The organism is Streptococcus sp. 20925_1_44 (assembly GCF_041432435.1).
Classification (GTDB): Bacteria; Bacillota; Bacilli; order Lactobacillales; family Streptococcaceae; genus Streptococcus; species Streptococcus infantis.
The window spans coordinates 455526-467422 of record NZ_JAPVZQ010000001.1 but is presented as its reverse complement, the minus strand read 5'-3'; the positions used below and the strand labels follow the sequence as shown (position 1 = coordinate 467422).

At 40.0% G+C, this 11897-nt stretch carries 10 protein-coding genes and 1 riboswitch; all 10 genes read left to right on the top strand.

Going from position 1 to position 11897, the window contains the following annotated elements:
- The first annotated feature begins 9 nt into the window (after positions 1–9).
- Positions 10–1047, top strand: a complete 1038-nt coding sequence (gene leuB, locus O3643_RS02175) for a 3-isopropylmalate dehydrogenase (protein WP_371499535.1) — start codon at positions 10–12, stop codon at positions 1045–1047.
- Positions 1044–1313 (top strand): DUF1294 domain-containing protein, encoded by a 270-nt coding sequence (locus O3643_RS02170; protein ID WP_371499533.1) that lies wholly within the window; start codon positions 1044–1046, stop codon positions 1311–1313. Before leuB ends, O3643_RS02170 begins: the two co-directional genes overlap by 4 nt.
- 3 nt (positions 1314–1316) lie before the next feature.
- A complete protein-coding gene (leuC, locus tag O3643_RS02165) occupies positions 1317–2699 on the top strand; it encodes a 3-isopropylmalate dehydratase large subunit (RefSeq protein ID WP_371499531.1) in 1383 nt (460 codons plus the stop codon).
- Positions 2700–2708: 9 nt separating this feature from the next.
- Positions 2709–3302, top strand: a complete 594-nt coding sequence (leuD, locus tag O3643_RS02160) for a 3-isopropylmalate dehydratase small subunit (RefSeq protein ID WP_371499529.1) — start codon at positions 2709–2711, stop codon at positions 3300–3302.
- Between the two features lie 27 nt (positions 3303–3329).
- Positions 3330–4109, top strand: a complete 780-nt coding sequence (locus O3643_RS02155; RefSeq protein WP_371499527.1) for an L-threonylcarbamoyladenylate synthase — start codon at positions 3330–3332, stop codon at positions 4107–4109.
- 197 nt (positions 4110–4306) lie between these two features.
- Positions 4307–5290 (top strand): GMP reductase, encoded by a 984-nt coding sequence (gene guaC, locus O3643_RS02150; protein WP_371499525.1) that lies wholly within the window; start codon positions 4307–4309, stop codon positions 5288–5290.
- Positions 5283–5379, top strand: a riboswitch (purine riboswitch). (Overlaps the previous gene by 8 nt.)
- A gap of 76 nt (positions 5380–5455) precedes the next feature.
- Positions 5456–6037: a xanthine phosphoribosyltransferase gene (locus O3643_RS02145; RefSeq protein WP_371499523.1), complete on the top strand. Its 582-nt coding sequence runs from the start codon at positions 5456–5458 to the stop codon at positions 6035–6037.
- Entirely contained in the window at positions 6037–7296 is a 1260-nt protein-coding gene (locus O3643_RS02140) for a nucleobase:cation symporter-2 family protein (RefSeq protein ID WP_247912398.1), read from the top strand. The genes O3643_RS02145 and O3643_RS02140 overlap by 1 nt, the downstream gene beginning before the upstream one ends.
- Positions 7297–7388: 92 nt before the next feature.
- Positions 7389–9347 (top strand): NAD-dependent DNA ligase LigA, encoded by a 1959-nt coding sequence (ligA, locus tag O3643_RS02135; protein WP_371499521.1) that lies wholly within the window; start codon positions 7389–7391, stop codon positions 9345–9347.
- A 106-nt stretch (positions 9348–9453) separates the two neighbouring features.
- Positions 9454–11736 carry a type I pullulanase gene (pulA, locus tag O3643_RS02130; RefSeq protein WP_371499519.1) on the top strand — a complete coding sequence of 761 codons (2283 nt, stop codon included), beginning with the start codon at positions 9454–9456 and terminating at the stop codon, positions 11734–11736.
- Positions 11737–11897 lie beyond the last annotated feature (161 nt).

Sequence of the window (11897 nt, the reverse complement as noted above, 5' to 3'; positions counted from 1 at the left end):
GAGAATACCATGACAAAGAAAATTGTTGCCCTAGCAGGTGATGGGATTGGGCCAGAAATCATGGAAGCTGGTTTAGAAGTTCTAGCATCTATAGCCAAAAAAACAGACTTTGACATTGAGATAGTCAAACAACCTTTTGGCGGTGCAGGTATTGATGCTGAGGGTCACCCCTTACCAGAAGCAACACTCAAGGCTTCTAGGGAAGCGGACGCTATCCTCCTTGCTGCAATCGGTAGTCCTCAGTATGATAATGCTACAGTTCGACCCGAACAAGGGCTTTTGGCACTCCGCAAGGAACTCAATCTTTATGCCAATATTCGTCCAGTTAAAATTTTTGATAGTCTTAAGCACTTATCGCCTCTCAAACCTGAACGAATTGCTGGTGTTGACTTTCTTGTAGTACGTGAGTTGACAGGTGGGATTTACTTTGGTGATCATATCCTTGAAGACCGAAAAGCGCGTGATATCAATGATTATAGTTATGAGGAAGTAGAGCGGATTGTTCGTAAGGCTTTTGAAATCGCAAGAAGTCGGAGAAAAATCCTTACCAGTATTGATAAGCAAAATGTTTTGGCAACATCAAAACTTTGGCGAAGAGTAGCTGACGAGGTTGCGCAAGATTTTCCAGATGTAACCTTGGAGCACAAGTTGGTGGACTCAGCTGCCATGCTTATGATTACTAATCCTGCTAAGTTCGATGTTATCGTAACAGAGAATCTATTTGGAGACATCCTATCAGACGAATCAAGTGTTCTATCTGGTACACTGGGTGTTATGCCATCAGCCAGTCATTCTGAAAATGGACCGAGTCTCTATGAACCCATTCATGGTTCGGCGCCTGATATAGCAGGCCTAGGAATCGCCAACCCTATTTCTATGATTTTATCAGTTGCTATGATGTTACGAGATAGTTTTGGACGATATGAGGATGCGGAGCGTATCGAGCGTGCTGTTGAAGCAACTTTAGCAGTAGGAATTTTAACGAGAGATTTAGGAGGAGAGGCTTCAACCAAGGAAATGACGGAAGCCATCATTGAAAGATTATGAAGATAAATCAAGGAATTACTTTTGCTATTTTGATTTGGAATTTATTTGTATTTATGATTTATGGTATTGATAAATCTAAAGCAAAAAGAGGTGCTTGGCGCATCCCTGAAAAATATTTATTATCATTTGCATTCTTGTGTGGTGGTTTTGGTGCTTGGTTGGCAGGTGTTACCTTTCATCACAAGACTAGAAAATGGTATTTTAAAACGGTTTGGTTCCTAGGAATAGTGACTACACTAGTAGCTTTGTATTTGATATGGAGGTAATGGATGGCAGGAAAATCGATTTTTGATAAATTATGGGACCTCCATGTGATTACAGGAGAAGAGGGACAACCGCAACTCATGTATGTGGATCAACACTATATTCACGAGGTGACCAGTCCTCAAGCTTTTCAAGGATTGCGAGATGCAGGACGTAGATTAAGACGACCAGATTTAACATTTGGTACCTTTGACCACAATGTCCCGACGGTCAATATATATGATATACGTGATGTAATCTCCAAAGCACAGATTGATAAGTTAGCTGAAAATGTTGAAGAGTTTGGAATCGAACATGCTGCACACGGTTCAGAAAAGCAAGGTATCGTTCATATGGTTGGTCCAGAAACAGGACGAACCCAACCAGGAAAATTCATCGTCTGTGGTGATAGCCATACAGCAACCCATGGAGCTTTTGGAGCGATTGCATTCGGTATTGGAACCAGTGAGGTCGAACATGTCTTCGCTACCCAGACACTCTGGCAGGTCAAACCCAAGAAAATGTTGGTAGAATTTACAGGTGTTCCTCAAAAAGGAGTTTATTCCAAGGATTTTATCTTAGCCTTGATTGCCGAGTACGGTGTTGCTTGTGGTGTTGGCTACGTGGTGGAGTATCGAGGTCAGGCCATTGATGCACTGAGCATGGAAGAGCGTATGACTATTTGCAATATGTCTATCGAGTTTGGCTCTAAGATGGGAATCATGAATCCAGATCAGACCGCTTTTGACTATTTAAAGGGACGAGAGTGTGTACCCAAAGATTTTGATGCAGCAGTAGCTGATTGGAAAAGACTGGTTAGTGATGAAGATGCCGTTTATGATAAGGTTATTCGTTTGGATGTCTCAAAATTGGCTCCTATGGTGACTTGGGGAACCAATCCTGCTATGGGTGTTGACTTTGATAGTAGCTTCCCAGAAATAAAGGATATGAATGATGAACGTGCTTATCATTACATGGATTTACAACCAGGTCAAAAACCAGCAGATATCCAACTAGGCTATGTCTTTATTGGTTCTTGTACAAACGCTAGAATTAGTGATTTGCAACTGGCGGCTCGATTTGTAGAAGGGAAAAAGATTGCACCAAATTTGACGGCTATCGTGGTACCTGGTTCTCGACCAGTCAAACGAGCTGCTGAAAAGTTGGGCTTGGATAAGGTTTTCCAAGATGCTGGCTTTGAGTGGAGAGACCCAGGTTGCTCCATGTGCCTAGGAATGAATCCTGACAAAGTACCAGATGGTGTTCACTGTGCCTCAACCAGTAACCGCAACTTTGAAGATAGACAAGGTTTTGGTGCTAAAACACACCTCTGCAGTCCAGCAATGGCAGCAGCAGCAGCTATTGCAGGGCGTTTCGTAGATGTACGAAAAATGCCAGAAGCTCAGTAAGGAGAGGATATGGAGAAATTTACAGTTTATACAGGTACAACCGTTCCTCTCATGAATGACAATATCGATACCGACCAAATTCTTCCCAAACAGTTTCTGAAGTTGATTGACAAGAAAGGTTTTGGCAAATACCTCATGTATGCTTGGCGTTATCTGGACGATAAGTACACTGAGGATCCAGATTTTGTCTTTAACCGACCTGAATACCGTAAGGCTAGTATTCTCATCACAGGGGATAACTTTGGAGCCGGCTCTTCTAGAGAGCACGCAGCTTGGGCACTAGCAGACTATGGTTTTAAGGTCGTAATTGCAGGCTCTTTTGGAGATATTCATTACAATAATGAACTCAATAATGGCATGTTGCCAATTGTTCAACCAAGGGAAGTTAGAGAAAAACTAGCCCAACTCAAACCGAACGACCAAGTAACTGTAGACTTGGAGCAACAAAAAATCATCTCACCAGTTGGAGAATTCAATTTCGAAATTGATAGCGAATGGAAACACAAGCTCTTAAATGGTTTGGATGATATCGGTATTACCATGCAGTACGAAGATTTGATTGCTGCTTATGAAAAACAACGTCCAGCCTACTGGCAGGATTAGAATAAATATAGAAAAGGAAATAGAACTATGACAAAACACATTCAATGGAACGGAACACTTTCACAAGAAGGCTATGAAATTTTAAAAGGTGAGGGCGGATGTATCGTTTGTCCTACTAAAGTCGGTTACATTATCATGACTAGTGACAAGGCTGGACTTGAGCGTAAGTTTGAAGCCAAAGAACGTAACCGTAACAAACCAGGTGTTGTCCTCTGTGGTAGTATGGACGAACTTCGCGCTTTAGCACAACTCAACCCAGAAATTGAAGCCTTCTATCAAAAACATTGGGACCAAGATATTCTCCTTGGTTGTATTCTTCCTTGGAAAACAGAAGCCTTTGAAAAATTGAAAGCATACGGTGATGGACGTGAAGAACTCATGACTGACGTTCGTGGAACAAGCTGTTTTGTCATTAAGTTTGGTAAAGCTGGAGAACAATTAGCTGCCAAACTTTGGGAAGAAGGCAAGATGGTCTACGCTTCATCTGCAAATCCTTCTGGAAAAGGAAATCGTGGTAAGGTTGAAGGAATCGGTCAACGTATCGAAGGAGCAGTGGATCTTGTCATCGAAGCAGACGACTACGTTGCCTCAATCCAACCAGACAAAACAATCGAAACTCGCTACGAGCAAGGTGTGATGGTCTCTATGGTTGATAAAGACGGCAAGCTTATTCCAGAACAAGGAGGAGCACGTTCAATCTCACCAGCACCAGTTGTGATCCGTAAAGGACTTGACATCGATAAAATCATGATGCATCTGTCAGATACCTTTAACTCATGGGATTACCGTCAAGGGGAGTATTATTAATATAAACAAAAAATAGAGAGCCTATAAACTCTCTATTTTTTGTGAAACAACGAGTAAAATCCGAACGTTATAAATTTTAGGTTTCAAAATAATTGACAAAAACTTTACCTTAGTTTATAATCTTTAAAGGAAACGTCGGAAAAGACGTAGTGATGCGAAAGCATAGGTAGGTCATTCTAAAAGAAACGAGACATTGAATGTTGAACGAATTTCCAATCTTTGACTACGAAGATATTCAGCTTATCCCTAACAAATGTGTCCTTCAAAGTCGAGCAGAAGCTGATACGCATGTAACTTTGGGGAATCATACCTTCAAGTTGCCGGTTGTTCCTTCTAATATGCAAACTATCTTGGATGAAGATGTTGCAGAACAACTTGCAAAAGGTGGTTATTTCTATATCATGCATCGCTTTGATGAAGATGGGCGCATTCCTTTTGTGAAACGCATGCATGAAAAAGGGTTGATTGCTTCTATCTCTGTTGGTGTTAAAGATTACGAATATGATTTTGTTAGTCAATTAAAGGAAGATGCTCCAGAGTACATCACTATTGATATCGCTCATGGACATGCCGACAGCGTGATTTCAATGATTCAGCACATTAAGAAAGAATTGCCAGATACCTTTGTCATCGCCGGTAACGTTGGTACTCCAGAGGCAGTTCGTGAACTTGAAAACGCTGGAGCAGACGCTACTAAGGTCGGAATCGGTCCAGGTAAAGTATGTATTACTAAGGTTAAAACTGGTTTTGGTACTGGTGGTTGGCAGTTAGCAGCTCTTCGCTGGTGTGCTAAAGCTGCGCGTAAACCGATTATTGCCGATGGTGGAATCCGTACACACGGAGATATTGCCAAGTCAATCCGCTTTGGTGCAAGTATGGTTATGATTGGTTCTTTATTTGCAGGCCATATCGAAAGCCCTGGTAAAACTGTTGAAGTCGATGGTAAACAATTTAAAGAATACTATGGTTCTGCTTCAGAATACCAAAAAGGTGCCTATAAGAATGTCGAAGGTAAGAAAATTCTTCTTCCTGCCAAAGGACATTTACAAGATACCCTAACTGAGATGGAACAAGATTTGCAAAGTTCGATTTCTTATGCTGGAGGTCGAAAGGTAGCTGATCTTAGACATGTAGATTATGTGATTGTGAAGAACTCTATCTGGAATGGAGATGCTCACTAAAAATATGATTACTTATTTATGTCGCGAATTGGCGTGGCGTTTCTAAAAGGTACCGTAAATACCTAACAATGAGTAAGTCGAAGAGAGATAAAAGAAGCAGGGATATTTGTTTCAATCTTTCTAAGGGGCTTACTATGTAAGTCCCTTTTTATTTCGGAGGTTATTGTGAAATTACTAGAGGAACGTATTTTAAAAGATGGGAATATTCTAGGTGAGAATATTCTTAAGGTGGATTCATTCTTGACTCACCAAGTGGATTTTTCCTTAATGCGCGAGATTGGTCGCACCTTTGCAGAATATTTTAAAAATGCAGGTATTACCAAAGTCGTAACCATTGAAGCATCTGGAATTGCTCCAGCTCTATATGTTGCTGAACAATTAGATGTACCTATGATTTTTGCTAAGAAGGCAAAAAATATTACCATGAATGAAGGAATTTTAACTGCTGAGGTTTATTCTTTCACTAAACAAGTTACTAGTACCGTATCCATTGCAGGGAAGTTTTTATCTCCAGGAGAAAAAGTATTAATTATTGATGATTTCTTGGCTAATGGTCAAGCAGCTAATGGTTTGATTCAGATTATCGAACAAGCTGGTGCTACAGTCGAGGCCATCGGGATTGTGATAGAAAAATCTTTCCAAGATGGTCGTGAACTGTTAGAAAAATCAGGTCATCAGGTCGTATCACTTGCTCGTTTAGAGCGTTTTGAAAATGGAAGAGTTATCTTCAAGGAGGCAGACATCTAATGAATCAAAAAGAAAACCACTCAAAAGCGGCCGTATTGGGCTTGCAACACTTACTTGCTATGTACTCAGGTTCAATCCTGGTACCAATCATGATTGCAGGTGCCTTAGGTTACTCACCTCAACAACTGACATACCTTATCTCTACAGATATCTTTATGTGTGGGGTCGCAACTCTCTTACAATTGCAACTTAATAAATATTTTGGTGTCGGTTTACCTATTGTTCTTGGGGTAGCCTTCCAGTCTGTTGCTCCACTTATTATGATTGGACAAAGTCACGGTAGTGGTGCTATGTTTGGTGCCTTGATTGCTTCTGGTATTTATGTCGTTCTTGTAGCTGGCGTATTTTCTAAGGTTGCTAATCTGTTCCCTTCAATCGTAACAGGTTCTGTCATTACAACAATCGGTTTAACTTTGATTCCTGTAGCTATCGGAAATATGGGAAATAACGTCGAAAAACCAACGGGACAAAGTCTAGCATTAGCAACAATCACTATTCTTATCATTCTCTTGGTTAATATCTTTACAAAAGGATTTATTAAGTCAATTTCTATTTTGATTGGTTTGATTGCAGGTACTATCATCGCTGCGACTATGGGCTTGGTTGATTTCTCTCCAGTAGCAGAAGCTCCACTTGTTCATATCCCAACTCCATTCTACTTTGGTGCTCCACAATTTGAGATTTCTTCTATTGTAATGATGTGTATTATCGCTACTGTATCAATGGTAGAATCAACTGGCGTATATCTTGCCCTTTCTGATATTACTAAAGATCCAATCGATAGCACTCGTCTTCGTAATGGTTATCGTGCTGAAGGTCTTGCTGTTTTACTTGGTGGACTTTTCAATACCTTCCCTTATACAGGTTTTTCTCAAAACGTTGGTTTGGTGAAACTTTCAGGTATTCGTACACGTTTGCCGATCTACTATGCTGCAGGTTTTCTTATCTTACTTGGTCTCTTGCCTAAGTTCGGTGCCTTGGCACAGATTATCCCTAGCCCTGTTCTAGGTGGAGCCATGCTTGTCATGTTCGGTTTTGTTTCTCTACAAGGAATGCAAATCTTGTCTCGTGTGGACTTTGAGCACAATGAACACAACTTCCTCATTGCAGCAGTGTCTATCTCGGCTGGGGTAGGATTAAACGGAAGTAACCTCTTCAATACTCTACCGACAGAATTACAAATGTTCTTCTCAAATGGTATCGTCATTGCAAGTACAGTGGCCATCATTTTGAACGCTATTTTGAATCGTAAAAAATAAAAATAAGTGAGAAGGATAGAAATATCCTTCTCATTTTGTTTTTTAGAGCTTCTGTATTGTTTCTATAGTCCTTTTTATGGTAAAATGGTTCTATGAATGAAAGAATGAAAGAGCTCGTTGAGTTGCTTAATCGCTATGCGACAGAGTATTATACAAGTGATAACCCATCTGTATCTGATAGTGAGTATGATCGTCTTTATCGTGAACTGGTAGAGTTAGAAAAAGCTCACCCAGAGCAAGTCTTGCCAGATAGTCCAACCCACCGTGTTGGCGGTAAGATTCTAGATGGTTTTGAAAAATATAGTCATCAGTATCCTCTCTATAGTTTGCAGGATGCTTTTTCTCGTGAAGAGCTCGATGCCTTTGATGCGCGTGTTCGTAAAGAATTGGATGATGTTACTTATATCTGTGAGTTAAAGATTGATGGTTTATCGATTTCCTTGACTTATGAGCAAGGAATTTTTGTTGCTGGAGCTACTCGTGGTGATGGTTCAGTCGGTGAGAATATCACAGAAAACCTCAAACGAGTGAAAGACATTCCTTTATCATTATCTGAAAAAATAGATATAACAGTTCGTGGTGAATGTTATATGCCGAGAGCTTCCTTTGACCAGGTCAATCAATCTCGTCAAGAAAACGGTGAGCCAGAGTTTGCTAATCCACGAAATGCTGCTGCAGGAACCCTTCGCCAGTTAGACACAGGAGTAGTTGCTAAGCGTAATCTTGCAACTTTCCTCTATCAGGAAGCGAGTCCTTCAACTAGAGACAGCCAAGAGAAGGTTTTAAATCATCTGGAACAGTTAGGCTTTGTGGTTAACCCTAGACGACTATTAGCCCATAGCATGGACGAAGTTTGGGAATTTATCCAAGAAGTAGGTCAAGAAAGAGACCAATTGCCATATGATATCGACGGTGTCGTGATTAAGGTTAATGATTTAGCTGGTCAAGAGCAGCTTGGATTTACAGTCAAAGCGCCTAAGTGGGCAGTCGCTTATAAGTTCCCTGCAGAAGAAAAAGAAGCAAAATTGCTTTCTGTTGACTGGACAGTAGGAAGAACTGGTGTCGTAACTCCGACTGCTAATCTTACTCCGGTGCAATTGGCAGGTACAACAGTTAGTCGTGCAACACTGCATAATGTAGACTATATCGCTGAAAAGGATATCCGCAAGGATGATACAGTGATTGTTTATAAGGCAGGGGATATCATTCCAGCTGTTTTACGAGTGGTAGAGTCTAAGCGTGTGTCTGAGGAGAAACTAGATATTCCAACAAACTGTCCAAGTTGTGACAGTAAGCTGTTACACTTTGAAGATGAGGTGGCTCTTCGTTGTATAAACCCACGTTGTCCAGCTCAAATCAAGGAAGGTCTAATTCATTTCGCATCCCGTGATGCCATGAATATTTCTGGCCTTGGTCCATCAATCGTAGAAAAATTATTTGCCGCCAATTTAGTTAAAGATGTTGCAGATATATATCGTTTGACAGTTGAAGATTTTCTCTTGTTAGACGGTATCAAGGAGAAATCAGCTCAAAAACTTTATCAGGCTATTCAAGCTTCTAAAGAAAATTCTGCTGAAAAACTTTTGTTTGGTTTAGGGATTCGTCATGTTGGAAGCAAGGCAAGTCAGTTACTCTTACAACATTTCCATTCAATCGAATCACTTGCTCAAGCAAATCCTGAAGAAGTAGCAAGCATCGAAAGTTTGGGAAGTGTCATTGCTCAAAGTCTCCAATCTTATTTTGAGACTGAGGGTGCAAAAATTCTTTTAAGTGAATTGAAAGAATTAGGTGTTAATCTAGACTATAAAGGACAGGTCATTGCAGCAGATGCTGCCTTATCAGGTCTAACTGTCGTATTGACAGGGAAACTTGAACGTCTTACTCGCTCGGAAGCCAAAAGTAAGCTCGAAAATCTTGGTGCCAAGGTAACGGGTAGCGTATCGAAGAAGACTGACCTTGTAGTAGCAGGAGCAGATGCAGGAAGCAAACTCCAAAAAGCACAAGAACTTGGAATTGAGATTCGAGATGAAGCTTGGTTGGAGAGTTTGTAAGGAATACATAGTCTAGAATAATCATCTATCATTTCTTGCTTCTATCCAAATAAGTGAATCAAGAAATGTTACTATATAAAATAATAATTAGAAATTAGGGAAAAACATGTACAACTATCCTGTACTTATTCATTATCATCGTAAGGATGAAGCATATCAGAGTTGCAACTTTAGTAAATGGCCAGCTGATTCAGTAGAATTTGTTAAAGAGCAAGAATACTTTGGAGAAAAATTTTCATTTACCCAATCAAGTGAAACACCTCTTGAACAAATGGTGTTTACAGTTGATAAAGATGGAGTAAGCAAAGAATATCCTATCCGATTCAATCATTATCCACTCTTAACAGAAGTTTGGATTTTAGATGGAGATGCCACCGTTTATTATTCTGAAAACCCAGCCATTGCAAGTCCACACTATAAAGATCAAAATCCATTTGCTTTTGATAAAGCGATTAACAGTGCTAGTTTTGATCACCACTGGGGTTACCAAGGAGAGTTGGGATTCCAGGTTTCCGAAGAAGAAACAAGCTTTAAACTTTGGTCGCCAACAGCAACAACTGTACAAGTTGTAGTTTATGAATCAGCAAGTAATGATGCGGCTATCCTAAAGACTTATGAAATGCAACGTGGCAACAGTTATTCATATAGTCACAAGGATAATACAATTGGCGTTTGGAATTTGACAGTTCCTGAAAGTCTTGCTGGTCGTGCCTATCAATATCAGATTAATTTTCCACATCATCAATCATTGACACGTGATCCATATACTATTGCTACCAGTCCAGATGGCAAACGTTCAGCGATTCTTTCAGAAAAAGAACGTCAGGTTGAAAGTTTTGAAGTTAAGAATGGAACGGATGCAACTTGGCGATTGGAAAATCCTTGTCAAGCGGTTGTTTACGAAATGCACATTCGTGACTTGACCAAGTCTGAAACTTCTGGTGTTGCTCCAGAATTAAGAGGAACATTCTTAGGTGCTGCCCAGACTGGAACAGTCAATCACTTCGGTCAGTCTACTGCATTTGACTACATCAAGGAACTTGGTGTTAACTATGTTCAACTACAGCCGATTGCTGACCGTCATAAAGAGTATGATGCAGATGGAAATGTGACCTACAACTGGGGTTACGATCCACAAAACTACAATGCACCAGAAACCAGCATGTCTACGAATCCAAATGATCCAGGTCAAGTTATCCGCGATTTGAAGACGATGATTCAAGCCTATCATGATGCTGGTATTGGTGTCATCATGGACGTTGTATACAACCATACGTTTTCAACTGTTGATGCCCCATTCCAAACAACAGTCCCAGACTATTATTACCGAATGAACCGCGATGGAAGTTATCAAAATGGTACAGGTGTAGGAAACGAAACTGCAAGTGAACACGAAATGTTCCGTAAGTACATGATTGATTCACTTCTCTATTGGGTAAATGAGTTTAATATTGATGGTTTCCGTTTTGACTTGATGGGAATCCATGATGTTAAAACGATGCAGATGATTCGTTGGGCGATGGATGAAGTCGATCCTAAAATCATCCTTTATGGAGAAGGGTGGGATATGGGAACTGGACTTGCTCCTTATGATAAGGCTAAGAAAGACAATGCCTATCAGTTACCTAATATTGGATTTTTCAATGATGATCAACGTAATGCGATTAAGGGTGCTGAAGTTTATGGTGATATCAAATCAGGCTTCGTAAGTGGTGCAGCCACTGAACCAATTGTTGCCAAAGCTATCCTTGGTAGTCGTGAACTGGGCTCTTATCTAAGCCCTAACCAGGTTGTTAACTATGTAGAAGCCCATGATAACTATAACTTGCATGATTTATTAGCGACACTTCATCCAACAGAAGACCAAGCAAGTATCATGAAAAAAGTAGAAACAGCAACTGCAATGAATCTACTCATGCAAGGCATCTCCTTTATGGAACTTGGTCAAGAGTTTGGACGTACCAAACTGGTTCCTACAGGTGAAAACGGTGAGTTGACTCATGATGATCGCGAACGTGCTATGAACAGTTACAATGCTCCAGACGCTGTTAACCAGGTAGACTGGGACTTAATCAATGAGCGTCAAGAAAGCATAGAATTTGTTCGTCAGATTATAGGTCTTAAAACAAAGACTAGTGCCTTTTCATACCCTACATACGAGGAAGTATACCGTCACGTCTTTGTTCACACAGCTATTGAAAATAGTGGTTGGATTGTCTATGAGATTCAGGGAACTAAAGAACATTTCTTGGTTGTATTTAATGCCAAAGGTGCATCTTTCTATTATGAAAATGCTGGAAATCTAGAAATGTTGGTTACAAATAGTCGTTCAAACCAAGAAAACACTCTTGATAATGTGAGCGTTGCAGTTATGAATGTTTTAGTTTAAAAAAAATAAAACTCAAGATTAATCTTGAGTTTTTTTCTATATAAATTTGTCCTAATAAAAAATATGGGAATATTACTAAAAATAGTTGAAAATTTCAGAAAATTTGATAAAATTGTACTTAAGATACTTTATCCGAACAAAAAGTTTGATTCATGAAAATA